The organism is Caldanaerobacter subterraneus (assembly GCF_004345675.1).
In the GTDB taxonomy this organism is placed as follows: Bacteria; Bacillota; Thermoanaerobacteria; order Thermoanaerobacterales; family Thermoanaerobacteraceae; genus Thermoanaerobacter; species Thermoanaerobacter subterraneus.
In genome coordinates this window covers 1-20463 of record NZ_SLWU01000033.1, presented here as the reverse complement: position 1 = coordinate 20463, position 20463 = coordinate 1, and the positions used below count along the sequence as shown (strand labels likewise).

The 20463-nt window shown below is 40.9% G+C and carries 38 protein-coding genes; all 38 read left to right on the top strand.

Annotated features, from left to right (window positions below):
* The coding region (locus EV203_RS11810) for an EF-Tu C-terminal domain-related protein (protein WP_243700693.1) at positions 1 to 756 on the top strand (756 nt) is incomplete at its 5' end.
* A 189-nt stretch (positions 757 to 945) separates the two neighbouring features.
* Positions 946 to 1254, top strand: a complete 309-nt coding sequence (gene rpsJ, locus EV203_RS11805) for a 30S ribosomal protein S10 (RefSeq protein ID WP_011026339.1) — start codon at positions 946 to 948, stop codon at positions 1252 to 1254.
* A gap of 51 nt (positions 1255 to 1305) precedes the next feature.
* Positions 1306 to 1938 carry a 50S ribosomal protein L3 gene (rplC, locus tag EV203_RS11800; protein WP_011026338.1) on the top strand — a complete coding sequence of 211 codons (633 nt, stop codon included), beginning with the start codon at positions 1306 to 1308 and terminating at the stop codon, positions 1936 to 1938.
* Positions 1939 to 1955: 17 nt separating this feature from the next.
* Positions 1956 to 2576 (top strand): 50S ribosomal protein L4, encoded by a 621-nt coding sequence (gene rplD / locus EV203_RS11795; protein WP_011026337.1) that lies wholly within the window; start codon positions 1956 to 1958, stop codon positions 2574 to 2576.
* Position 2577: 1 nt separating this feature from the next.
* Entirely contained in the window at positions 2578 to 2868 is a 291-nt protein-coding gene (gene rplW, locus EV203_RS11790) for a 50S ribosomal protein L23 (RefSeq protein WP_011026336.1), read from the top strand.
* A gap of 24 nt (positions 2869 to 2892) precedes the next feature.
* Positions 2893 to 3720, top strand: a complete 828-nt coding sequence (gene rplB / locus EV203_RS11785; protein WP_011026335.1) for a 50S ribosomal protein L2 — start codon at positions 2893 to 2895, stop codon at positions 3718 to 3720.
* Between the two features lie 19 nt (positions 3721 to 3739).
* Positions 3740 to 4021 carry a 30S ribosomal protein S19 gene (gene rpsS, locus EV203_RS11780; RefSeq protein WP_011026334.1) on the top strand — a complete coding sequence of 94 codons (282 nt, stop codon included), beginning with the start codon at positions 3740 to 3742 and terminating at the stop codon, positions 4019 to 4021.
* An 18-nt stretch (positions 4022 to 4039) separates the two neighbouring features.
* A complete protein-coding gene (gene rplV, locus EV203_RS11775) occupies positions 4040 to 4378 on the top strand; it encodes a 50S ribosomal protein L22 (protein ID WP_011026333.1) in 339 nt (112 codons plus the stop codon).
* A 12-nt stretch (positions 4379 to 4390) separates the two neighbouring features.
* Complete coding sequence (gene rpsC / locus EV203_RS11770; protein ID WP_011026332.1) at positions 4391 to 5056, top strand: 30S ribosomal protein S3; 666 nt, start codon at positions 4391 to 4393, stop codon at positions 5054 to 5056.
* Between the two features lie 4 nt (positions 5057 to 5060).
* Positions 5061 to 5495 carry a 50S ribosomal protein L16 gene (gene rplP, locus EV203_RS11765; protein WP_011026331.1) on the top strand — a complete coding sequence of 145 codons (435 nt, stop codon included), beginning with the start codon at positions 5061 to 5063 and terminating at the stop codon, positions 5493 to 5495.
* Positions 5485 to 5685, top strand: coding sequence for a 50S ribosomal protein L29 (gene rpmC / locus EV203_RS11760; protein ID WP_011026330.1), 201 nt, complete (start codon positions 5485 to 5487; stop codon positions 5683 to 5685). The genes rplP and rpmC overlap by 11 nt, the downstream gene beginning before the upstream one ends.
* Positions 5686 to 5700: 15 nt before the next feature.
* The gene (rpsQ, locus tag EV203_RS11755) at positions 5701 to 5955 is read left to right on the top strand and encodes a 30S ribosomal protein S17 (RefSeq protein WP_011026329.1); all 255 of its coding nucleotides are present in this window, start codon (positions 5701 to 5703) and stop codon (positions 5953 to 5955) included.
* Between the two features lie 22 nt (positions 5956 to 5977).
* The gene (rplN, locus tag EV203_RS11750; protein WP_011026328.1) at positions 5978 to 6346 is read left to right on the top strand and encodes a 50S ribosomal protein L14; all 369 of its coding nucleotides are present in this window, start codon (positions 5978 to 5980) and stop codon (positions 6344 to 6346) included.
* Positions 6347 to 6358: 12 nt separating this feature from the next.
* The gene (rplX, locus tag EV203_RS11745; RefSeq protein WP_132040758.1) at positions 6359 to 6682 is read left to right on the top strand and encodes a 50S ribosomal protein L24; all 324 of its coding nucleotides are present in this window, start codon (positions 6359 to 6361) and stop codon (positions 6680 to 6682) included.
* A 23-nt stretch (positions 6683 to 6705) separates the two neighbouring features.
* Positions 6706 to 7245, top strand: a complete 540-nt coding sequence (rplE, locus tag EV203_RS11740) for a 50S ribosomal protein L5 (protein ID WP_132040757.1) — start codon at positions 6706 to 6708, stop codon at positions 7243 to 7245.
* Between the two features lie 17 nt (positions 7246 to 7262).
* On the top strand, positions 7263 to 7448 hold the full coding sequence (locus EV203_RS11735; protein ID WP_011026325.1) for a type Z 30S ribosomal protein S14: 186 nt from the start codon (positions 7263 to 7265) through the stop codon (positions 7446 to 7448).
* 20 nt (positions 7449 to 7468) lie between these two features.
* Positions 7469 to 7867 (top strand): 30S ribosomal protein S8, encoded by a 399-nt coding sequence (gene rpsH / locus EV203_RS11730; protein ID WP_011026324.1) that lies wholly within the window; start codon positions 7469 to 7471, stop codon positions 7865 to 7867.
* A 30-nt stretch (positions 7868 to 7897) separates the two neighbouring features.
* Complete coding sequence (gene rplF, locus EV203_RS11725; protein WP_011026323.1) at positions 7898 to 8440, top strand: 50S ribosomal protein L6; 543 nt, start codon at positions 7898 to 7900, stop codon at positions 8438 to 8440.
* An 11-nt stretch (positions 8441 to 8451) separates the two neighbouring features.
* Positions 8452 to 8817, top strand: a complete 366-nt coding sequence (rplR, locus tag EV203_RS11720; protein ID WP_011026322.1) for a 50S ribosomal protein L18 — start codon at positions 8452 to 8454, stop codon at positions 8815 to 8817.
* Between the two features lie 15 nt (positions 8818 to 8832).
* Positions 8833 to 9336: a 30S ribosomal protein S5 gene (rpsE, locus tag EV203_RS11715; protein ID WP_011026321.1), complete on the top strand. Its 504-nt coding sequence runs from the start codon at positions 8833 to 8835 to the stop codon at positions 9334 to 9336.
* A gap of 23 nt (positions 9337 to 9359) precedes the next feature.
* Positions 9360 to 9803 carry a 50S ribosomal protein L15 gene (rplO, locus tag EV203_RS11710; protein WP_022588747.1) on the top strand — a complete coding sequence of 148 codons (444 nt, stop codon included), beginning with the start codon at positions 9360 to 9362 and terminating at the stop codon, positions 9801 to 9803.
* Between the two features lies 1 nt (position 9804).
* Complete coding sequence (gene secY, locus EV203_RS11705) at positions 9805 to 11061, top strand: preprotein translocase subunit SecY (protein WP_132040756.1); 1257 nt, start codon at positions 9805 to 9807, stop codon at positions 11059 to 11061.
* A gap of 13 nt (positions 11062 to 11074) precedes the next feature.
* Entirely contained in the window at positions 11075 to 11740 is a 666-nt protein-coding gene (locus tag EV203_RS11700; RefSeq protein ID WP_132040755.1) for an adenylate kinase, read from the top strand.
* Positions 11727 to 12473 carry a type I methionyl aminopeptidase gene (gene map / locus EV203_RS11695; RefSeq protein WP_011026317.1) on the top strand — a complete coding sequence of 249 codons (747 nt, stop codon included), beginning with the start codon at positions 11727 to 11729 and terminating at the stop codon, positions 12471 to 12473. The genes EV203_RS11700 and map overlap by 14 nt, the downstream gene beginning before the upstream one ends.
* 15 nt (positions 12474 to 12488) lie before the next feature.
* On the top strand, positions 12489 to 12755 hold the full coding sequence (locus tag EV203_RS11690; protein WP_011026316.1) for an RNA-binding protein: 267 nt from the start codon (positions 12489 to 12491) through the stop codon (positions 12753 to 12755).
* 24 nt (positions 12756 to 12779) lie between these two features.
* Positions 12780 to 12998, top strand: a complete 219-nt coding sequence (gene infA / locus EV203_RS11685) for a translation initiation factor IF-1 (protein ID WP_011026315.1) — start codon at positions 12780 to 12782, stop codon at positions 12996 to 12998.
* Positions 12999 to 13017: 19 nt separating this feature from the next.
* Positions 13018 to 13131, top strand: a complete 114-nt coding sequence (rpmJ, locus tag EV203_RS11680; RefSeq protein ID WP_011026314.1) for a 50S ribosomal protein L36 — start codon at positions 13018 to 13020, stop codon at positions 13129 to 13131.
* Positions 13132 to 13142: 11 nt separating this feature from the next.
* Positions 13143 to 13511 carry a 30S ribosomal protein S13 gene (rpsM, locus tag EV203_RS11675; protein WP_011026313.1) on the top strand — a complete coding sequence of 123 codons (369 nt, stop codon included), beginning with the start codon at positions 13143 to 13145 and terminating at the stop codon, positions 13509 to 13511.
* A 22-nt stretch (positions 13512 to 13533) separates the two neighbouring features.
* A complete protein-coding gene (rpsK, locus tag EV203_RS11670) occupies positions 13534 to 13926 on the top strand; it encodes a 30S ribosomal protein S11 (protein ID WP_011026312.1) in 393 nt (130 codons plus the stop codon).
* 12 nt (positions 13927 to 13938) lie between these two features.
* Complete coding sequence (gene rpsD, locus EV203_RS11665) at positions 13939 to 14559, top strand: 30S ribosomal protein S4 (protein ID WP_011026311.1); 621 nt, start codon at positions 13939 to 13941, stop codon at positions 14557 to 14559.
* Between the two features lie 46 nt (positions 14560 to 14605).
* Complete coding sequence (locus EV203_RS11660; protein WP_011026310.1) at positions 14606 to 15553, top strand: DNA-directed RNA polymerase subunit alpha; 948 nt, start codon at positions 14606 to 14608, stop codon at positions 15551 to 15553.
* 13 nt (positions 15554 to 15566) lie between these two features.
* Positions 15567 to 15905 carry a 50S ribosomal protein L17 gene (rplQ, locus tag EV203_RS11655; RefSeq protein ID WP_011026309.1) on the top strand — a complete coding sequence of 113 codons (339 nt, stop codon included), beginning with the start codon at positions 15567 to 15569 and terminating at the stop codon, positions 15903 to 15905.
* 66 nt (positions 15906 to 15971) lie between these two features.
* Positions 15972 to 16805, top strand: coding sequence for an energy-coupling factor transporter ATPase (locus EV203_RS11650; protein ID WP_132040754.1), 834 nt, complete (start codon positions 15972 to 15974; stop codon positions 16803 to 16805).
* Entirely contained in the window at positions 16796 to 17656 is an 861-nt protein-coding gene (locus EV203_RS11645) for an energy-coupling factor transporter ATPase (RefSeq protein WP_022588743.1), read from the top strand. The genes EV203_RS11650 and EV203_RS11645 overlap by 10 nt, the downstream gene beginning before the upstream one ends.
* Complete coding sequence (locus EV203_RS11640) at positions 17649 to 18455, top strand: energy-coupling factor transporter transmembrane component T family protein (protein WP_011026306.1); 807 nt, start codon at positions 17649 to 17651, stop codon at positions 18453 to 18455. The genes EV203_RS11645 and EV203_RS11640 overlap by 8 nt, the downstream gene beginning before the upstream one ends.
* A gap of 13 nt (positions 18456 to 18468) precedes the next feature.
* Positions 18469 to 19191, top strand: a complete 723-nt coding sequence (truA, locus tag EV203_RS11635) for a tRNA pseudouridine(38-40) synthase TruA (RefSeq protein ID WP_481752973.1) — start codon at positions 18469 to 18471, stop codon at positions 19189 to 19191.
* Between the two features lie 71 nt (positions 19192 to 19262).
* Positions 19263 to 19694, top strand: coding sequence for a 50S ribosomal protein L13 (rplM, locus tag EV203_RS11630; RefSeq protein ID WP_011026304.1), 432 nt, complete (start codon positions 19263 to 19265; stop codon positions 19692 to 19694).
* A 14-nt stretch (positions 19695 to 19708) separates the two neighbouring features.
* Complete coding sequence (rpsI, locus tag EV203_RS11625; protein ID WP_011026303.1) at positions 19709 to 20101, top strand: 30S ribosomal protein S9; 393 nt, start codon at positions 19709 to 19711, stop codon at positions 20099 to 20101.
* The last annotated feature ends 362 nt before the right edge of the window (positions 20102 to 20463 follow it).

Sequence of the window (20463 nt, the reverse complement as noted above, 5' to 3'; positions counted from 1 at the left end):
GTAGAGATGGAGGTAAGGGACTTACTGAACCAGTACGAATTTCCTGGGGATGACACACCGATAGTAGTAGGTTCAGCGTTAAAGGCATTAGAGTGTGGATGCGGCAAGAGGGAGTGCCAGTGGTGCGGCAAGATATGGGAGTTAATGGACATAGTAGACGAATATATACCGACACCGGAGAGGGATATAGACAAGCCGTTCTTGATGCCGGTAGAGGACGTATTTACGATAACGGGAAGAGGTACAGTTGCGACAGGTAGAGTAGAGAGAGGGAAAGTGAAAGTAGGGGACGAAGTAGAGATAATAGGATTGACGACGGAGTCAAGGAAGACAGTAGTGACAGGAGTAGAGATGTTCAGGAAGACATTAGATGAGGCACAGGCAGGAGACAACATAGGGGTATTGTTAAGAGGGATACAGAGGGATGAAGTAGAGAGAGGGCAGGTACTGGCGAAACCAGGGACGATAAAGCCGCACACGAAATTTGAGGCACAGGTGTACGTATTGACGAAGGAAGAGGGAGGAAGGCACACACCATTTTTCAATGGATACAGGCCGCAGTTTTACTTTAGGACGACAGACGTGACGGGTACGATACAGCTACCAGAGGGAGTAGAGATGGTAATGCCAGGAGACCACGTGACATTGAGAGTAGAGCTTATAACGCCGATAGCGATGGAAGAAGGGCTTAAGTTTGCTATAAGAGAAGGCGGAAGGACAGTTGGCGCTGGTGTCGTATCTGCTATAATTGAGTAGTCATATTTTTGTGCTAATAGCGTTTCGCTATTAGCACAAAAATATTGACATGTCAAGTCTTGCAATAGCGCAAGAATTGGGATAAAATAATAAAGCTGGTTTGTGAATAGATTTTTTTTTGACAATAAAACACCTGGATATGTGTATATATGTAAGGTCAGTAGGATTTGATAGTAAGGAGGGAAAATCATGCCCAAGCAGAAAATTCGCATACGCTTAAAAGCGTTTGACCATGCAATTTTAGACCAATCAGCTCAAAAGATAGTTGAAACAGCTAAGAGGACAGGTGCAGAAGTTTCTGGTCCTATTCCGTTGCCTACAAAAAGGGAAGTTATAACAATTTTAAGAGCACCTCATAAGTACAAGGATTCAAGAGAGCAGTTTGAGATAAAGACTCATAAAAGACTTATAGATATTTTGAATCCAACCCCTAAAACAGTAGATGCTCTTATGAAATTGGATTTACCTTCAGGTGTAGACATTGAGATAAAATTATAAAAAACGAAATTATGACGCAGTTGCGTCCGCTGATTTCAGGAGGTGTGAGGAATGAAGAAGGGTATTTTAGGCAAAAAGCACGGGATGACGCAAATTTTCGATGAAAAAGGAGAAGTCATTCCTGTAACAGTGATTGAAGCAGGGCCTTGCGTGGTAGTTCAGAAAAAGACTGTAGAAAAAGATGGCTATAATGCTATCCAGGTTGGATTCGGCGATGTAAGTGAGAAGAAACTTAACAAGCCTCTTTTAGGTCATTTTAAGAAAGCAGGAGTTTCTCCTAAAAGGTATTTGAGAGAGTTCAGATTAGATGATATAAGCGGTTATGAGGTTGGAACGGAGATAAAAGTAGATATATTTAAGCCAGGGGATAGAGTAGATGTTACAGGCATTTCAAAGGGTAAGGGATTTGCAGGTGTTATAAAAAGGTATGGCGCCAGAAGAGGGCCTATGTCCCACGGTTCCAAATACCACAGGAGAGTAGGTTCAATGGGTGCTACGACAGATCCCGGTAGAACTTTTAAGGGCAAAAAGATGCCTGGTCGCATGGGAAGTGACAGGGTTACTATACAAAACCTAGAGGTTGTGAAAGTGGATCCTGAGTTGAACCTTTTAGTTGTCAAAGGTTCAGTGCCAGGGCCAAAAGGTTCCTTGCTCATCATAAGGGATTCAGTAAAGAGCAAGTGATGAAAGGAGGAAGAAGAATGCCAAAAGTACCAGTCTACAACGTGAAAGGGGAACAGGTAGGCGAAATAGAACTAAAAGACTCTGTCTTTGGCGTTCCAGTAAATGTGGCTGTTATGCACCAAGCAGTTGTTAACTACCTTGCAAATCAGAGACAGGGCACTCACTCTACCAAGACTAGAGGAGAAGTAAGAGGAGGAGGAAGGAAACCCTGGAGGCAAAAAGGGACAGGTAGAGCTCGTCAGGGAAGCATAAGAGCTCCTCAGTGGATTAAAGGTGGAGTGGTTTTCGGACCTAAGCCGAGAGACTACAGTTATAAATTGCCTAAAAAGGTAAAAAGACTGGCTTTAAAGTCAGCTCTTTCTTCTAAAGTAAGGGACAATGAAATCATTGTGCTGGACGAATTTAAGCTAGAACAGCCAAAGACAAAGAAAGTTGCAGAGCTTTTAAAGAATTTTAACGCTAAGAGTGCTCTTATTGTGGTTCCTCAAGGAGAAAAGAACGTAGAGCTTTCAGCAAGGAACATGCCAAATGCAAAAGCCTTGTACGCTAATCTTTTGAACACTTACGACGTTTTAAAATACGAAAAATTCATCATAACAAAAGACGCTGTCGCTATAGTGGAGGAGGTGTTTGCTTAAAATGGAGGCTCGCGATATAATAATTCGCCCTGTGATAACAGAAAAAAGTATGAACCTCATGGGCGACAGAAAGTATACTTTTATTGTGGATAAGAGGGCTAACAAAATTGAAATTAAAAAAGCAGTAGAAGAGATATTTGGTGTGAAGGTAGAAAAAGTGTACACTATGAATTATAAAGGCAAACCTAAGAGAATGGGCAAATACGAGGGTAGAACGGAATCCTATAAAAAAGCGATAGTAAAGCTTGCACCTGATAGCAAGGGAATAGAGTTCTTTGAGGGATTACAGTGATTTTAGTCTAAAGGAGGGACAGAAATGGGCATTAAGGCATATAAACCTACATCCCCTGGTCGCCGCCAGATGACAGTGCTGACATTTGAGGAAATTACCAAAAAAGAGCCAGAGAAGTCACTATTGGCGCCATTGACAAAGAAAGCGGGAAGAAATGTATACGGAAGAATTACAGTAAGGCACAGAGGCGGCGGCCACAAGAGGAGATACAGAATTATAGATTTCAAAAGAGACAAGGACGGTATACCGGGCAAAGTAGCTGCTATTGAGTATGACCCAAATAGGACAGCTTTTATTGCCCTTATTCACTATGCAGATGGAGAAAAGAGGTATATAATAGCACCTCATGGACTGAAAGTTGGAGATATAGTAGAATCTGGTGAAAATGTAGATATCAAGGTAGGAAATGCACTGCCTCTTAGGAATATCCCTGTTGGTACTATAGTTCACAATATTGAGCTCATACCTGGGAAGGGCGGTCAGCTGGTAAGAGCGGCAGGTGCAGCAGCTCAGCTTATGGCAAAAGAAGGAGATTATGTTCACATAAGGATGCCTTCTGGAGAGATAAGGCTTATAAACGCTAATTGCCGTGCTACCATTGGACAAGTGTCTAATATAGACCACGAAAATGTCAAAATAGGAAAAGCTGGAAGGTCCAGATGGCTTGGGATAAGACCTACAGTGAGAGGTTCTGCCATGAACCCTGTAGACCATCCACATGGTGGTGGTGAAGGTAAGGCTCCTATTGGGCATCCAGGACCGCTTACACCATGGGGTAAACCTGCATTGGGTTACAAGACGAGAAAGAAAGGCAAAGCTTCTGATAAATTTATAGTAAAAAGGCGCAAATAGCTGAAAGGAGGTCAGTGCTTTGAGCAGATCTGTAAAAAAAGGACCTTTTGTAGATCCAAAGCTTTTGAAGAAGATAATTGAGATGAACAAGAAAAATGAAAAAAAAGTGATTAAGACTTGGTCCAGGGATTCAACAATTGTGCCCGAGATGGTAGGTCATACTATAGCAGTCCACGATGGGAGAAAACACGTACCTGTTTATATAACAGAAGCCATGGTAGGACATAAGTTGGGAGAATTTGCTCCAACACGTACCTTCCGTGGCCATGCAGGTTCAGAGAAGACCACGAAGGTGAAATAGGCGAAAGGAGGAGATACCGTGGAGGCAAGAGCGATAGCCAGATATGTGCGAATTTCGCCTCGAAAAGCAAGGTTGGTCTTAAACCTTATTCGCGGCAAGCATGTAGATGAGGCGTTGGCCATTTTGAAATTCACGCCTAAAAAGGCTTCCAAGATAGTAGAAAAAGTGCTCAAATCAGCAATTGCCAATGCTGAGAATAATCACAATATGAACAGAGATAATTTATATGTCGCTAAGGCTGTGGCAGATGAAGGGCCGACGATGAAAAGAGTTTTGCCAAGGGCTATGGGAAGAGCGGATATAATGAGAAGAAGAACTAGCCATATCACCATAGTCGTAAAGGAAAAGGAAGAGTAAGGAGGGATATGCGTGGGACAAAAGGTACACCCTTATGGACTTAGAGTCGGAGTTACAAAAGACTGGCTTGCCAAGTGGTATGCCAAAGACAAAGATTTTCCAAATATTTTAGTTGAAGATATCAAAATAAGGAATTATATAAAAGAAAAGTTATACGCTGCAGGCATTCCACAAATAGTCATTGAAAGAGCTTCTAACAGGATAAAGATTGACATATATGCGGCAAAGCCTGGAATGGTAATAGGGAAAGGCGGTACAGGTGTAGATAGGCTAAGAGAAGAGCTGGAGAAGATGACGAATAAGACTGTGATCCTAAACATCATAGAGGTAAAGACTCCTGAACTAAGTGCACAGCTTGTGGCAGAAAATATAGCGGCTCAGATTGAAAAGAGAATATCCTATAGAAGAGCGATGAAACAGGCCATAGCAAGGGCTATGAAGCTTGGTGCAAAAGGTATTAAAATTGCATGCTCTGGAAGACTTGCGGGAGCTGAAATTGCTAGGACGGAAAGATACCATGAAGGGGTAGTACCGCTTCAAACTTTGAGAGCAGACATAGATTACGGTTTTGCAGAAGCAAATACCACCTATGGGAAAATAGGTGTTAAAGTCTGGATAAACAAAGGGGAGATACTGCCACAGCCTAAAAAGCAGGTAACTGCGGAAGGAGGTAAGTAAGACAATGTTAATGCCCAAAAGAGTGAAATACAGGAAGCAGCAGCGCGGCAGAATTAAAGGGAATGCTACTCGCGGAAACACTTTGACATATGGAGAATACGGACTTCAAGCCTTAGAGCCTGGTTGGATTACGGCGACACAGATAGAAGCTGCGAGAGTCGCTATGACTAGGTACATCAAAAGGGGAGGTAAAGTTTGGATTAAAATTTTCCCTGATAAACCTGTGACTAAAAAACCTGCAGAGACTCGTATGGGTTCTGGTAAGGGTTCCCCAGAGTTTTGGGTTGCAGTAGTAAAGCCGGGCAGAGTGCTTTTTGAGATAGGCGGAGTTTCAGAAGATGTTGCTAAAGAAGCCTTGCGATTGGCTATGCATAAGCTTCCCATAAAGACAAAGTTTTTAAAACGTGAAGAATTGGGTGGTGAAAGCAATGAAAGCTAAGGAGATAAGAGAACTTTCTAACGAAGAATTGCAGCAAAAATTGTCGGAACTGAAGGCAGAACTTTTTAACTTGAGATTTCAACTTGCAACAGGACAATTGGATAATCCTATGAGGATAAGAGATGTGAGGAAGACAATCGCAAGGATAAAGACAATATTAAGAGAAAGGGAACTCGGAATTAAGAGATAGGAAGGAGGGTCTCACTTGGAAAGAGGGCAGAGAAAAGTAAGAATTGGAACGGTTGTTAGCAATAAAATGCAGAAGACCATTGTAGTTGCAGTGGAAGACAAATTCAGACATCCCCTTTATGGAAAGATTGTCAAAAGGACAAAGAAATATAAGGTTCACGACGAGAATAACATCTGCAACGTAGGAGATGTTGTAAAGATAATGGAAACAAGGCCTCTTAGCAAAGAAAAAAGGTGGAGATTGGTAGAGGTCATAAAAAAAGCCGAGTAAATCTGAAAGGAGGTACGCAAAAATGATTCGCCCTCAGACTCGATTAAAAGTTGCCGACAATACTGGCGCAAAAGAGATAATGTGTATCCGCTTGTTAGGCGGTTCAAATAGAAAATACTCCAATGTTGGAGATATAATAGTGGCTTCTGTAAAAAGTGCAACACCCGGTGGGGTTGTGAAAAAAGGAGAAGTTGTTAAAGCGGTGATTGTGCGCACCAAGAAGGGAATTGCTAGAAAAGACGGAACCTATATAAGGTTTGACGATAATGCGGCAGTGATAATAAGGGATGACAAACAGCCTAGAGGTACTCGTATTTTTGGTCCAGTAGCAAGAGAGTTGAGAGACAAAGACTTTATGAAGATAATTTCTTTGGCTCCTGAAGTGCTGTAAGGAGGGTTGAGAATGGCACAGAACAAGTTGCACGTCAAAAAAGGAGATATGGTTGTAGTAATATCTGGTAAGGACAAAGGAAAAAAAGGCAGAGTATTGCAGGCTTTTCCTAAAGAAGGGAAGGTCATTGTCGAAGGGGTAAATGTGGTAACCAAGCATAGAAAAGCTACAAGCCCGCAAAAACCTGGTGGAATAATCCATCAGGAGGCTCCTATACACAGCTCAAAAGTTATGCTTTACTGTGAGAACTGCGGAAGAGGAGTAAGGTATGGCATAAAAATTCTCGAAAACGGAGAAAAAGTACGTTACTGCAAGAGGTGCAATGAGACCCTATAATTTACTGAGGAAGGAGGCGCGTTATGTCTAGGCTTAGGGAAAAATACGAGAAAGAGGTCGTTCCAGCCTTAATGGAAAGATTCGGATACAAGAATATAATGCAGGTGCCAAAGCTAGAAAAAGTAGTAATAAACATAGGTGTTGGTGAAGCCAAAGAAAATCCAAAGGCTTTAGAAGCTGCTATGAACGACCTTATGATGATATCAGGGCAGAAGCCTGTTATCACTAGAGCCAAAAAGTCAATTTCTAATTTTAAAATAAGAAAAGGCATGCCTATAGGTGTGAAAGTAACGTTGAGAAGAGAGAGAATGTACGAATTTTTGGATAAACTTTTCAATATTGCATTGCCCCGTGTGAGAGACTTCAAAGGAGTATCTCCTAACTCATTTGACGGAAGGGGCAATTATGCGTTGGGAGTAAGAGAACAGCTAATTTTCCCAGAGATCGATTATGACAAGATCGATAAAGTAAGAGGCATGGATATAATAATCGTAACCACCGCTAAGACTGATGAGGAAGCAAAAGCGCTTTTAGAGTTATTAGGTATGTCATTTGCAAAATAAAAGGAGGGTAGCGATAGATGGCGAGAAAGGCATTGATTGTAAAGCAGCAGAAACCTCAGAAATATAAAACAAGAGAATACAATCGCTGCAAAATATGCGGCAGACCTCGCGCATATTTAAGAAAATTTGGAATGTGCCGTCTCTGCTTCAGGAAATATGCCCATCAAGGGATGATCCCTGGCGTCAAAAAAGCAAGCTGGTAATAGAGGGGAGGTAATAGAAAATGGTTATGACAGATCCTATTGCTGATATGCTCACAAGGATAAGAAACGCAAACTTGGCAAGGCACGAAACAGTAGAGATACCTTCATCAAAGATGAAGAAGGCAATTGCAATGATTTTGTTAAAAGAAGGTTTTGTAAAAGCAGTAGAAGAGATAGACGATGGAAAAGGCGGAATTCTAAAGATCACTTTAAAATACGGTCCCAATAAAGAAAGGGTTATATCAGGGCTTAAGAGAATAAGTAAGCCCGGTTTGAGAGTTTACGCAAAGCACGACGAGTTGCCGAGAGTTTTAGGCGGTTTAGGTATAGCTATAATTTCAACTTCAAAGGGAATTATGACAGATAAAGAGGCGAGAAAGGCAGGGCTTGGAGGAGAAGTTATCTGCTACGTTTGGTGATTTTAAACGAAGAGGTAGGAGGTGTGACAGGTGTCTAGGATTGGCAGATTACCAATACCCATACCAAAAGGCGTAGAAGTCAAGGTAAGTCCAGACAATGTGGTTACCGTAAAGGGTGCAAAGGGCACTCTTGAGAAAAAATTTCCACCTATTGTAAACATAGAAGTAAGAGATGGAGAAGTGGTTGTCACTAGAAAAGGCGATGATAAAGAAGAAAGGGCTATGCACGGCACTACAAGAGCGATAATAGCCAATATGGTAAAGGGAGTTACGGAAGGGTTTGAAAAGGCTTTGGAAATTGTCGGAGTTGGTTATCGTGCGGCAAAGCAGGGCAAAAAATTGATTTTAAACGTGGGATATTCTCATCCTGTTGAAATAGAAGAAGAGCCGGGTATTGAGATAATCGTAGAGGGTAACAACAGGATTATAGTGAGAGGCGCTGACAAGGAAAGAGTGGGCCAGGTTGCGGCTAATATAAGGAGAGTAAGAGAACCTGATGCATATCAGGGCAAAGGCATAAGGTACGTTGGAGAAGTTGTCAGACTAAAAGAAGGCAAAACTGGTAAGAAGTAAGGGGTGAGAGAATGATTATAAAGCCGAGCAGAAACGAGCTGAGGAAAAAGCGCCATTTAAGGGTTAGAAAGAAAGTGTTTGGTACGCCAGAAAGACCTCGTTTGAATGTTTACAAGAGTTTAAAGCACATTTACGCTCAAATCATTGACGACACAAAAGGTCATACACTGGTTTCAGCTTCAACTTTGGATCCCGAACTGAGGGATGTTGCAAAGGGCGCAAATAAGCAGTCAGCTAAGCTGGTAGGAGAGCTAATCGCTAAGAGGGCGTTAGAAAAAGGAATAAAGGATGTAGTATTTGACAGAGGCGGTTATCTCTATCACGGTGTTGTAAAAGAATTAGCTGATGCTGCACGACAAGCAGGGCTAAATTTCTAACAAGGAGGGAAATGAATGGCTCGGGTTGACTGGACAAAGCTAAACTTAAAAGAGAGAGTAGTTAGCATAAACCGTGTTTCTAAGGTCGTAAAGGGTGGTAAAAATTTCAGATTCAGCGTCACTGTTGTGGTCGGAGACCCTGACAAAGGATATGTAGGAGTAGGAAGAGGAAAAGCAGCCGAAATTCCTGACGCTATCAGAAAAGCCATTGAAGATGCGAAAAAGCACTTGATAAAAGTTCCTGTTGTAGGCACTACAATTCCCCATGAAGTGATAGGCGAGTTTGGCGCAGGAAAGGTTTTGTTAAAGCCAGCAAGAGAAGGTACAGGAGTTATTGCAGGAGGCCCTGTGAGAGCGGTGCTGGAATCTGCTGGTATTAGAGATGTGCTCAGCAAATCTCTAGGTTCTTCTAACGCCACCAACATGGTTTATGCTACTATAGAGGGTCTCAAAAGGTTGAAGACGGCAGAAGAAGTAGCAAGGTTAAGAGGGATTCCTGTGCATCAACTATTTGAATAAACAATCCATTAGGAGGTGCCAAAATGAGACTGCACGATTTAAAGCCAGCTGAAGGTTCCACGAAAAAGAAAAAAAGAGTCGGAAGAGGAATAGGCTCGGGTCATGGCAAGACTTCTGGAAGAGGTCATAAAGGGCAGAATGCTAGAAGCGGTGGCGGAGTGCGTCCAGGTTTTGAAGGTGGACAAATGCCTCTTACGAGAAGAATACCCAAGAGAGGGTTTACCAATATATTCAAGAAAGAGTATGCTATAGTGAATGTCGGAACATTGGAAGAGAGGTTTGAAGATGGAGCAGAGATTACTCCAGAAGTTTTAATAGAAAAAGGAATAATCAAGGATGTGAAGGACGGAGTTAAAATTTTAGGGGATGGGGAGCTTACCAAGAAGTTTACTGTCAAGGCCCATAAATTCAGTCAAAGCGCCGTGGAAAAGATTCAAGCCGTTGGGGGAAAGGCAGAGGTGATATAGAGTGTTTCAAACTCTTGTAAATGCTTGGAAAGTTGATGATATAAGAAGGAGAATACTCTACACACTAGGAATGCTGGTGATATTTAGACTAGGGTCTCACATTCCTGTGCCGGGAATTGACTCAAAAGTGATTGCTAACATACTTGGTCAAGGACAATTGTTTGGATTTTTTGATATAATATCAGGTGGTGCTTTTAGTAATTTTACCATTTTTGCGATGAGCATTACACCCTACATCAATGCATCAATTATAATGCAACTTTTAACAATAGCAATTCCTTCTCTTGAGCAATTAGCCAAAGAAGGCGAAGAAGGAAGGAAGAAAATTGCTCAGTATACCAGATATTTAACAGTTGTACTTGCCTTGATACAAGCTATAGGAATGACAATTGGGCTAAAGAGTGCAGTTATCAACCCTACATTTTTTAACTTGACGGTCATCGTTATAACCTTAACTGCAGGTACTGCTTTTCTCATGTGGTTAGGTGAAAAAATTACTGAAAATGGAATAGGCAACGGAAGTTCATTAATAATTTTTGCGGGGATAATTTCTAGGATTCCTAACATGATATATCTGACAAGTCAATATATTCAAGCAGGTACTGCTAATATTTTTGGTGCTATTGCTTTTGTAGTAGCAGAGCTCATAATGATAGTGTTAATAATCTTAGCTACAGAAGGCCAAAGAAGAATTCCTGTGCAATATGCAAAAAGGGTTGTTGGCAGAAAAGTTTATGGTGGACAAAGTACTCACATTCCTATAAGGATAAACATGGCAGGCGTTATCCCGATTATATTTGCAATTTCCTTGTTGCAATTTCCACAGCAGTTAGCGACATTTTTCCCGCATTCTTCTTTCTACAATTTTGTTCAGAAATGGCTAAGCACAAATGGGCTCATATACAACCTTTTAGATATATTCTTGATAATAGGTTTTACCTATTTTTACACAGCAGTCATATTCAACCCGCAGGATATTTCTGATAACTTGAAAAAATACGGAGGCTTTATTCCAGGCATAAGACCTGGCAAACCGACTACCGAGTATCTGACCAAAGTTTTAAATAGAATCGTATTTGTAGGGGCATTGTTCCTAGCGTTTATTGCCACAATGCCAGTGGTTTTGATGAATGTGACAGGATTGCAGCTTTACTTTGGAGGCACGGCTTTATTGATAGCAGTAGGTGTGGCTTTAGATACCATGAAGCAAATAGAAGGTCACCTGATTATGAGAAATTATCAGGGATTCTTGAAGTAAAGGGGGAGAAATTATGCGGGTGGTGCTTCTGGGCCCCCCTGGTGCCGGAAAAGGGACCCAAGCGCTTAAAATTGCTAAGGAGTTTGACATTCCTCACATATCTACAGGCGATATTTTTAGGCAAAATCTGAGAGACAATACAGAGTTAGGTAAACTGGCAAAGGAGTATATGGACAAAGGACTTTTGGTCCCCGATGAAGTGACTAACAGGATAGTAGAAGACAGGCTGGAAAAAGAGGACTGCAAAAAGGGGTTTTTGCTGGACGGATATCCGCGGAATATACCTCAGGCGGAGGAACTGGATAAATTTTTGGAGGAGAGAGGGCATTCTCTTACTGCTGTTATAAATATTCAGGTTGAGAGAGAGGCTTTAATAGACAGGATAACAGGCAGAAGGGTATGTCCTGTGTGCGGTGCTACTTATCACATAAAAACTTCTCCTCCTAAAGTAGATAATGTGTGCGATAAGTGTGGCAGTGAGCTTATACAAAGGTCAGATGATAAGTTGGAGTCTGTGGTAAAAAGGTTGGAAGTGTACGAAAAAGAGACAAAGCCATTAATTGATTATTATACAAAAAAAGGTATTTTGGTAAACATCGATGGGAATAAATCCATTGATGAGGTATTTGAAGACATAAAGAAGGCTTTGTTAGGAGATAGGAGAAATGATATACATTAAGTCTGAAAAAGAAATTGAGCTCATGAGAGTAGCTGGAAAAGTGATAGCAAACCTCTTTGAGGTTTTAGAGAAGGTGATAAAGCCTGGTGTTACTACTTTAGAGCTTGATAGAATTGCAGAAGAGTTTATAATAAAAAATGGATGCATTCCTGCTTTTAAAGGACTTTATGGCTTCCCAGCGAGCATATGTGCGTCTGTGAATGACGAAGTTGTGCACGGGATACCTGGTTTAAGAAAGCTTCAAGAAGGCGATATTATAAGTATAGACCTGGGAGCCAATTACAAGGGCTACAATGCTGATGCAGCGAGGACCTTTCCTGTAGGGGAGATATCTGATGAAGCTAAAAAGCTTATTGAAGTGACAAGAGAGAGTTTTTTTGAAGGCATAAAATACGCTAGAGAAGGCAATAGATTGTCAGATATTTCCCACGCAATACAGGTATATGTGGAAAGCCACGGCTTTTCAGTGGTGAGAGATTACGTGGGGCATGGAATAGGGAGAAAAATGCATGAAGACCCCCAAATTCCCAATTTTGGACCTCCAGGCAAAGGGCCAAGGTTAAAAAGAGGGATGACTCTTGCAATAGAGCCTATGGTGAATGCAGGGCATTACTCTGTTAGAACTTTAGAAGATAACTGGACAGTGGTAACAGTAGATGGCAGTCTTTCGGCTCACTATGAAAACACGATTGTCATTACAGAAGGGGAGCCGGAAATACTGACCATTTTGTAAGAGGTGAAGAAGTTAATGGACGATTTGCAACTTGGCCAGGTAGTGAGGAGTAAAGCTGGTCGAGACAAGGGCAGAGTATTTGTTGTAGTAGGTAGAGTAGATGAACAGCATGTTTTAATTGCTGACGGGGACCTCAGAAAAATTGAAAAGCCCAAGAAAAAGAAGTATAAACATCTGCAAAGGTATAACGACGTACTGCTTGCAGTAAAAGAAAAACTCGAAAAAGGTGAAAGCTTAACAAATGAGGAAATTAGAAGGTTGTTAGAGCCTTATAAATCCTAAGGCGGTAAGGAGGAATGGATATCCTTGGCAAAAGATGATGTTATTGAAGTTGAGGGGACAGTTATTGAGGCTTTACCAAATGCCATGTTTCAGGTACAATTAGATAACGGGCATAAGGTGTTGGCTCATGTATCGGGTAAGCTCAGGATGAACTTCATTAGAATCTTACCTGGAGACAGAGTAAAGGTAGAATTGTCGCCTTATGACCTTACGCGTGGCAGAATTGTATGGCGCGGAAAGTAAGAAAAGGAGGTAGCTTAAGATGAAGGTGAGACCGTCTGTTAAGAAAATGTGCGAAAAATGCAAGATCATAAAGAGAAAGGGAAGAGTAATGGTAATTTGTGAAAATCCTAAACACAAGCAAAAACAGGGCTAGGAGGTGTTACGATGGCGAGGATTGCTGGAGTTGACTTGCCTAGGGATAAAAGGGTGGAGATCGCTCTTACCTATATATATGGTATAGGTCGCTCTCGTTCAAAGGAAATACTAGCTAAAGCGGGAGTAAACCCAGACACGAGAGTGAGAGACTTGACTGAAGATGAAGTTTCGAAATTAAGAGAAATTATAGAAAAAGAGTACAAAGTAGAAGGCGATTTGAGAAAAGAAGTGGCGATGAACATCAAAAGGTTGATAGATATAGGCTGTTACAGAGGTATAAGGCATAAACTCGGTTTACCTGTAAGAGGACAGAGGACCAGAACCAATGCTAGGACGAGAAAAGGTCCTAGAAAAACTGTTGCTAAGAAGAAGAAGTAATCTTTCTTAAGGAGGGGAAAAGATGGCCAAGAGAGTAAAAAGGGCTGGAAGAAAACGCGAAAAAAAGCATGTGGAGAGAGGTATCGCTCACATCCACTCCACTTTTAACAATACCATTGTGACGATAACTGATCCAGCAGGCAATACCATTGCATGGGCTAGCGCTGGAACAGTCGGATTTAAAGGCTCAAGAAAATCTACTCCATTTGCTGCTCAGATGGCGGCTGAATCTGCTGCAAAAGCGGCAATGGACCATGGGATGAGAACTGTAGATGTATATGTGAAAGGGCCAGGGGCAGGAAGAGAAGCGGCAATAAGAGCCTTGCAGGCAGCTGGTCTTGAGGTAAGTCTTATAAAAGACGTAACTCCAATACCCCATAACGGCTGCAGACCACCAAAGAGGAGAAGAGTGTAAGGAGGTGTAACTATGGGAAGATACTTGGGGCCAAGTTGCAGACTTTGCAGAAGAGAGGGAATAAAACTATATCTAAAAGGGGAAAAGTGCTATACAGATAAATGTCCGCTTGCAAAGAGAGGATATGCTCCTGGGCAGCACGGTCAAGAGAAGAAAAAATTGACCCAGTATGGTATGCAGTTGAGAGAAAAGCAAAAGCTCAAAAGATATTATGGAATTTTAGAAAGGCAGTTTGTGAGGTATTATGAAAGAGCTGAAAGAATGAGAGGCATCACAGGCGAGAACTTATTACAGCTTTTGGAAAGAAGGCTTGACAATGTAGTTTACAGATTGGGCTTTGCTGTATCTCGTGCTCAAGCAAGGCAGTTAGTAAGCCATGGGCATATTGAGGTAAATGGCAAGAAAGTAGATATACCTTCATATTTAGTAAAGCCTGGGGATGTGATATCTGTAAAAGAGAGCAGCCGTTCCATGGAACTTATAAAGAACAACCTCGAAATGGGAAGAAACGTTCCTGATTGGCTGGAGCTTAACAAGGATGCCTTTGAAGGCAGAGTTGTTTCACTTCCGAGAAGAGAGCATATAGACTTGCCTGTGCAAGAACACTTAATTGTTGAGCTTTATTCTAAGTAATGACCTTCGGTTACCCTCATAAAAGTGCAAAGGGAGGGTCTATAGAGTGTTTGAAATAATAGAACCTAAAATAGAGATTGTAGAGCAATCAGAAGATGGCAGGTACGGGAAATTTGTAGTAGAGCCCCTGGAGAGAGGATATGGTATAACTCTCGGCAACTCTTTGAGAAGAGTGCTTTTATCCTCTATTCCAGGTGCGGCTCCTAAATCTGTGAAGATTGATGGAGTGCTGCACGAATTTTCCACATTACCTGGCGTAAAAGAGGATGTAGTTGAAATCATATTGAACTTGAAAGAAGTTGCAGTGAAACTGCATTCTGACGAGCCAGTGATAGGTAGAATAGATGTGGAAGGAAAAGGAGAAGTTACAGCAGGACATATAAAGGGCGGGCCTGAGTTAGAGATTCTAAATCCAGATCACCACATTGCAACTTTAAGTGATGACGGAAAAATTCACATGGAGATAGTGTTTGTAAAAGGCAAAGGATACGTACCTGCCGAAAAAAACAAAGAACCAAATCAGCCAATAGGGGTTATCCCTGTGGATTCTATCTTTACCCCTATTAGGAAAGTAAATTATACGGTGGAAAATACCCGTGTAGGGCATGTTACTGACTATGACAAGCTGACATTAGAAGTGTGGACAAATGGAACAATCACTCCTAAAGAAGCTGTAAGCATGGCAGCAGATATGCTGATAAAATACTTCCAGAAATTTATCTCCTTTACGGGAGAATATAAGAGCCCTGATGTGTTTGTAGAAAAGCAGGAGAAAAAAGTAGAGAAACCCCTTGACATGACTATAGAAGAGCTGGACCTCTCTGTTAGGTCGTATAACTGCTTGAAGAGAGCAGGTATAAACACTGTACAGGAATTGACGCAGAAGACAGAAGAAGAAATGATGAAAATAAGAAACTTGGGCAAAAAGTCTTTGGAAGAAGTCAAGCAAAAGCTTGCAGCACTTGGGCTTAGCCTCAAGAATTCTGACGAATGAAGGAGGGTTGCAAATGAGCTATAGAAAATTGGGTCGTCCTTCTGACCAAAGAAGAGCCATGCTGAGAAACTTAGTTACAGATTTCTTAAGGTATGAACGCATAACTACTACAGAGGCACGAGCAAAAGAGGTTCGCAAGATTGCCGAAAAAATGATTACCCTTGGCAAAAGAGGAGATTTACACGCCAGGAGACAGGCTTTAGCTTATATATTGGATGAAAGCGTCGTAAAAAAACTCTTTGATGACATTGCACCGCGATATAAAGAAAGAAATGGAGGATATACTCGAATTTTCAAATTAGGGCCTAGAAGGGGAGATGGAGCACCGCTTGCAGTCATTGAATTAGTTTAACCGTTGCAGGGGTTAAGTTTGTCTCCACAACTTAATCCCTATTTTTTGGCAAAGAAGGTGCTTTACATGGCTTTTATAATACGCGCCCAAAATGTCTCCTTTTGCTATTCAGAGGGAGAAAGCAAATCGCCGCCGGTGCTTAAAGATATAAATTTGCAGTTTGAAAAGGGGGAGTTTATTGGCATAATTGGCCATAACGGTTCTGGCAAATCTACTTTGGCAAAGCACTTCAACGCACTTCTTTTGCCGACGAAAGGCAATGTTTATGTTAAGGACATGGATACAAAGGATGCGAAGCACCTTTGGGATATAAGGCAGACGGCGGGTCTGGTGTTTCAGAATCCAGACAATCAAATAGTTGCAGCAATAGTTGAAGAGGATGTGGCTTTTGGGCCAGAGAATTTGGGAATACCTCCAGAGGAAATAAGGAAAAGAGTGGAATATGCCCTTAAGGCTGTAGGCATGTGGGAGTATAAAGACTTTCCACCCCATATGCTTTCAGGCGGTCAAAAGCAGCGGGTAGCCATTGCAGGAATTATTGCCATGAAGCCAGAATGCATAGTTTTGGATGAACCTACAGCAATGCTGGACCCAATCGGTAGAAGAGAAGTAATTTCTACTATCAAGAAGCTCAATAAAGAAGAGGGCATAACTGTGATACTCATAACTCACTTCATGGAAGAGGTTGTAGATGCAGACAGAGTGATAGTTATGGACGACGGAAAAGTAGTTTTGGATGGAACGCCTAAAGAAGTTTTTAAAGAGGTAGAAGTCCTTAAAAAAATAGGGCTTGATGTCCCACAGGTTACAGAATTGGCTCATCAACTCAGAAAAGAAGGAATAGACATTCCTTCTGATATTTTGACCATTGAAGAAATGGTGGAGTTCATATGCCGATAAAAGTAGAAAATGTAAGTTTTATATACAATGAAGGAACTCCATATGCGACAGTAGCACTGGAGGACATAAATTTTGCAATAGAAGACGAAGAATTTGTAGGAATTATTGGCCACACAGGGTCTGGAAAGTCTACATTAATTCAGCAGTTAAATGGGCTGTTAAAGCCTAGCAAGGGTAAGATTTATATAAACGGCATAGATATAACAGACAAGAAGGTAAGTTTAAAAGATATAAGAAAGCAGGTAGGATTGGTTTTTCAGTATCCAGAATATCAGCTTTTTGAAGAGACAGTGTTTAAAGATATAGCCTTTGGCCCTTCTAATTTAGGACTTAGCGAAGAAGAAGTAAAAGAAAGAGTATACGAGGCAATGGAAATAGTTGGTATAAGCAAAGAATTGGCAGATAAATCACCTTTTGAGCTATCTGGCGGTCAAAAAAGGCGAGTAGCGATTGCAGGCATTCTTGCAATGAGGCCAAAAATTTTAATACTTGACGAACCTACCGCAGGGTTAGATCCCAAAGGGAAACAGGAAATTTTGAATAAAATAAAAGAGATTCACGACAAATATAAAATGATAACAATCTTGGTGTCCCATAACATGGAAGATATAGCCCGAATCGCGGACAAAATAATTGTAATGAACAGAGGCAAAATTGAGCTCATAGGAACCCCCAGAGAAGTTTTCAGAGAAGCTGAAAGACTAGAGAAAATAGGGCTTTCAGTTCCTCAAATTACTTCTTTAGCGAGAGAACTTAGAAAGAGGGGAGTGCCAATACCGCCAGATGTTTTGACGATTGAAGAGGCAAAAGAGCATATTCTTCGCTATCTCAGGGGGACAAAAAATGTTTAGGAATATAACTATTGGCCAATATGTTCCCGGTGATTCGGCAATCCACAAATTAGACCCTAGGGTAAAAATCATAATTACATTTATATTTATAATAGCCATCTTTTTCATAAACAAATTTTCTGGCTATATTTTTGCGATGCTTTACTTGTGGCTTGTGATCAGGATTTCCAAAATACCATTTTCTTACGTCCTGAAAGGTTTAAGGCCTGTAATTGTGATACTTTTACTTACAGTGAGCTTAAACATGTTTTTTACTCCTGGGGGCACTGTGCTTTATACCCTAGGTCCTTTAAAGATTACTAGTGCAGGATTAAAATTTGCTGTATTTATGGGGCTAAGGCTTATTTTCTTGATAATAGGAACTTCACTGCTTACATTGACAACTTCTCCCATTTCTCTTACAGATGGGATAGAACATATTTTAAAGCCTTTTAGTAAAATCGGAGTACCGGCTCATGAACTGGCGATGATGATGACTATTGCTTTGCGGTTTATACCTACTCTCATAGAAGAAGCTGAGAAGATAATGAAGGCTCAAATGGCAAGGGGAGCAGATTTTGAAAGTGGGAACATAGTAAATAGGGCGAGAGGATTAGTGCCTCTTTTGGTTCCGCTTTTTATCAGTGCTTTCAGGAGAGCCGATGAACTTGCAATAGCTATGGAGTCGAGGTGCTACAGAGGAGGCCACAACAGAACTCGAATGAAAAAACTTGAAGTGCACACAAGAGACTATGCAGCTCTTTTCATAACAGGTGTAATTGTGGTGCTAATTGTGTGGAACAGAAGTTGGGCGTGGTAGTATGAAGAACATAATGCTTATCATTGAATATGACGGGACCAATTATCACGGCTGGCAGTACCAAAAGAATGCCATAACTGTTCAGGAAGTGCTTGAAAAAGCTGTAGAAAAAGTAACAGGAGAAAAAGTTAACCTAATAGGAAGCAGCAGAACAGATACTGGTGTTCATGCTTTGTACCAAGTTGCCAATTTTAAGACGAAAACAAAGATCCCGCCAGAAAAACTTCCTTACGCTTTAAATGCTGTACTGCCTGATGATGTAGTTGTAGTCAAAGCAAAAGAAGTTGACAAATCATTTCACGCTCGTTACAGTGCAAGAAGTAAAAGATACAGGTACTTGATTTTAAATAGACAGTTTCCAATGCCTACTATGAGAAATTATTGCTGGCATGTCCCATACCCCTTAGATGTTGAGGCGATGAAGAAAGCGGCTTTCTTTTTTAGAGGGACCCATGACTTTTCTGCTTTTAAAGCCTCAGGAAACAAAAAGGTGAATCCTGTAAAAACTATCTTTGATTTGACGGTAGAAAAAGAAGGGGATCTGATTAAAATAGAGGTAGAAGCAGATGGATTCTTATACAACATGGTAAGAATAATAGTGGGAACGCTAGTGTACGTGGGACTTGGCAAAATAAAGGCAGGAGAAATTCCAGCTATTATAGAATCAAAAGACAGGACAAAGGCCGGCATAACAGCTCCTCCTCAAGGCCTATACCTTGTCAGGATTGTCTATTGACAGTTGACATACTGTGAATTAAAATAATATTATGCGAAATTGTGACCAGAATAAGGAGGTTGTAGAGCAAAATGAAATCCTATATGGCTAAACCCAGTGACGTGGAAAGAAAATGGTTTGTCATAGATGCAGAAGGAAAAGTATTGGGAAGATTAGCGAGCCAGATCGCTAAAATACTGATGGGAAAGCACAAACCCACATATACTCCCCATGTGGATACAGGTGATTTTGTTGTGGTTATCAATGCCGATAAAGTAGTATTGACAGGCAAAAAATTGGAAGATAAATATTACAAATATTATACAGGTTATCCAGGTGGACTAAAACAGATTCAATATAAAAAATTAATGCAGACAAAACCTGAATTTGTCATATATCATGCCGTAAAAGGCATGTTGCCTAAAAATAGGTTGGGGAGGAGAATGATAAAGAGGCTAAAAGTATACAGAGGGGCTGAGCACAAGCATCAGGCTCAAAAACCTGAGAAATTGGATATAGAATGAAAGGAGGAAGTTCTATGGCGACAATCCAATACTATGGAACAGGTAGAAGAAAAGAAGCCGTAGCCAGAGTAAGACTTATGCCTGGCAAAGGCAATATAATAATAAATAACAAGTCTTTAGAAGAATATTTTCCTCTTGAGACTTTAAGGTATACAGTAAAGCAGCCTCTCATCTTGACAGAGACAATAGATAAATTTGATGTATATGTGAAAGTCTCAGGAGGAGGCCTTTCCGGTCAGGCAGGAGCTATAAGACATGGGATTGCAAGAGCACTAGTAAAAGCAGATGCCGAGTTAAGGCCTATTTTGAAAAAAGCAGGTTTCCTGACAAGAGATCCAAGAATGAAAGAAAGAAGAAAGTACGGCCTCAAGAAAGCGAGAAAAGCACCTCAATTCTCAAAAAGATAAAAAAGGAGCCTTTTTGGGCTCTTTTTGTTTATCTTTTTACTCTTTCTGTACTCTACGAAAAAAAGAGTGTTATTTAGTATTCTGAAGAATTTTGGAGTAATAGAGGGATATTTCTGAATAAAAGGAGAAAATGGCGATATATCTCGCTTGAGAGTATCAAAAAAACATGATATATTATATTTCGTCGTCTGAAATTGATAAGGGCAACAAAGGACTTGACAACAAGAAAAAGATTTGATATTATAAAAGAGCTCCTGATAAATAATTTTGAGGGACCTTGAAAAGTGGACAGCGAGGCTAGGGAGAAGAGGTAAGTTTTTAAGGATTAGCTGGAGAGTTTGATCCTGGCTCAGGACGAACGC

What these genes read in the sequence shown, in the direction of transcription:
- rpsJ (WP_011026339.1), top strand. Translation starts at nt 946, where the DNA reads ATGCCCAAGCAGAAAATTCGCATACGCTTAAAAGCGTTTGACCATGCA.
- rplC (WP_011026338.1), top strand. Translation starts at nt 1,306, where the DNA reads ATGAAGAAGGGTATTTTAGGCAAAAAGCACGGGATGACGCAAATTTTC.
- rplD (WP_011026337.1), top strand. Translation starts at nt 1,956, where the DNA reads ATGCCAAAAGTACCAGTCTACAACGTGAAAGGGGAACAGGTAGGCGAA.
- rplW (WP_011026336.1), top strand. Translation starts at nt 2,578, where the DNA reads ATGGAGGCTCGCGATATAATAATTCGCCCTGTGATAACAGAAAAAAGT.
- rplB (WP_011026335.1), top strand. Translation starts at nt 2,893, where the DNA reads ATGGGCATTAAGGCATATAAACCTACATCCCCTGGTCGCCGCCAGATG.
- rplP (WP_011026331.1), top strand. Translation starts at nt 5,061, where the DNA reads ATGTTAATGCCCAAAAGAGTGAAATACAGGAAGCAGCAGCGCGGCAGA.
- rpmC (WP_011026330.1), top strand. Translation starts at nt 5,485, where the DNA reads ATGAAAGCTAAGGAGATAAGAGAACTTTCTAACGAAGAATTGCAGCAA.
- rplN (WP_011026328.1), top strand. Translation starts at nt 5,978, where the DNA reads ATGATTCGCCCTCAGACTCGATTAAAAGTTGCCGACAATACTGGCGCA.
- rplX (WP_132040758.1), top strand. Translation starts at nt 6,359, where the DNA reads ATGGCACAGAACAAGTTGCACGTCAAAAAAGGAGATATGGTTGTAGTA.
- rplE (WP_132040757.1), top strand. Translation starts at nt 6,706, where the DNA reads ATGTCTAGGCTTAGGGAAAAATACGAGAAAGAGGTCGTTCCAGCCTTA.
- EV203_RS11735 (WP_011026325.1), top strand. Translation starts at nt 7,263, where the DNA reads ATGGCGAGAAAGGCATTGATTGTAAAGCAGCAGAAACCTCAGAAATAT.
- rpsH (WP_011026324.1), top strand. Translation starts at nt 7,469, where the DNA reads ATGGTTATGACAGATCCTATTGCTGATATGCTCACAAGGATAAGAAAC.
- rplR (WP_011026322.1), top strand. Translation starts at nt 8,452, where the DNA reads ATGATTATAAAGCCGAGCAGAAACGAGCTGAGGAAAAAGCGCCATTTA.
- rpsE (WP_011026321.1), top strand. Translation starts at nt 8,833, where the DNA reads ATGGCTCGGGTTGACTGGACAAAGCTAAACTTAAAAGAGAGAGTAGTT.
- rplO (WP_022588747.1), top strand. Translation starts at nt 9,360, where the DNA reads ATGAGACTGCACGATTTAAAGCCAGCTGAAGGTTCCACGAAAAAGAAA.
- EV203_RS11700 (WP_132040755.1), top strand. Translation starts at nt 11,075, where the DNA reads ATGCGGGTGGTGCTTCTGGGCCCCCCTGGTGCCGGAAAAGGGACCCAA.
- map (WP_011026317.1), top strand. Translation starts at nt 11,727, where the DNA reads ATGATATACATTAAGTCTGAAAAAGAAATTGAGCTCATGAGAGTAGCT.
- EV203_RS11690 (WP_011026316.1), top strand. Translation starts at nt 12,489, where the DNA reads ATGGACGATTTGCAACTTGGCCAGGTAGTGAGGAGTAAAGCTGGTCGA.
- rpmJ (WP_011026314.1), top strand. Translation starts at nt 13,018, where the DNA reads ATGAAGGTGAGACCGTCTGTTAAGAAAATGTGCGAAAAATGCAAGATC.
- rpsM (WP_011026313.1), top strand. Translation starts at nt 13,143, where the DNA reads ATGGCGAGGATTGCTGGAGTTGACTTGCCTAGGGATAAAAGGGTGGAG.
- rpsK (WP_011026312.1), top strand. Translation starts at nt 13,534, where the DNA reads ATGGCCAAGAGAGTAAAAAGGGCTGGAAGAAAACGCGAAAAAAAGCAT.
- rpsD (WP_011026311.1), top strand. Translation starts at nt 13,939, where the DNA reads ATGGGAAGATACTTGGGGCCAAGTTGCAGACTTTGCAGAAGAGAGGGA.
- rplQ (WP_011026309.1), top strand. Translation starts at nt 15,567, where the DNA reads ATGAGCTATAGAAAATTGGGTCGTCCTTCTGACCAAAGAAGAGCCATG.
- EV203_RS11650 (WP_132040754.1), top strand. Translation starts at nt 15,972, where the DNA reads ATGGCTTTTATAATACGCGCCCAAAATGTCTCCTTTTGCTATTCAGAG.
- EV203_RS11645 (WP_022588743.1), top strand. Translation starts at nt 16,796, where the DNA reads ATGCCGATAAAAGTAGAAAATGTAAGTTTTATATACAATGAAGGAACT.
- EV203_RS11640 (WP_011026306.1), top strand. Translation starts at nt 17,649, where the DNA reads ATGTTTAGGAATATAACTATTGGCCAATATGTTCCCGGTGATTCGGCA.
- truA (WP_481752973.1), top strand. Translation starts at nt 18,469, where the DNA reads ATGCTTATCATTGAATATGACGGGACCAATTATCACGGCTGGCAGTAC.
- rplM (WP_011026304.1), top strand. Translation starts at nt 19,263, where the DNA reads ATGAAATCCTATATGGCTAAACCCAGTGACGTGGAAAGAAAATGGTTT.
- rpsI (WP_011026303.1), top strand. Translation starts at nt 19,709, where the DNA reads ATGGCGACAATCCAATACTATGGAACAGGTAGAAGAAAAGAAGCCGTA.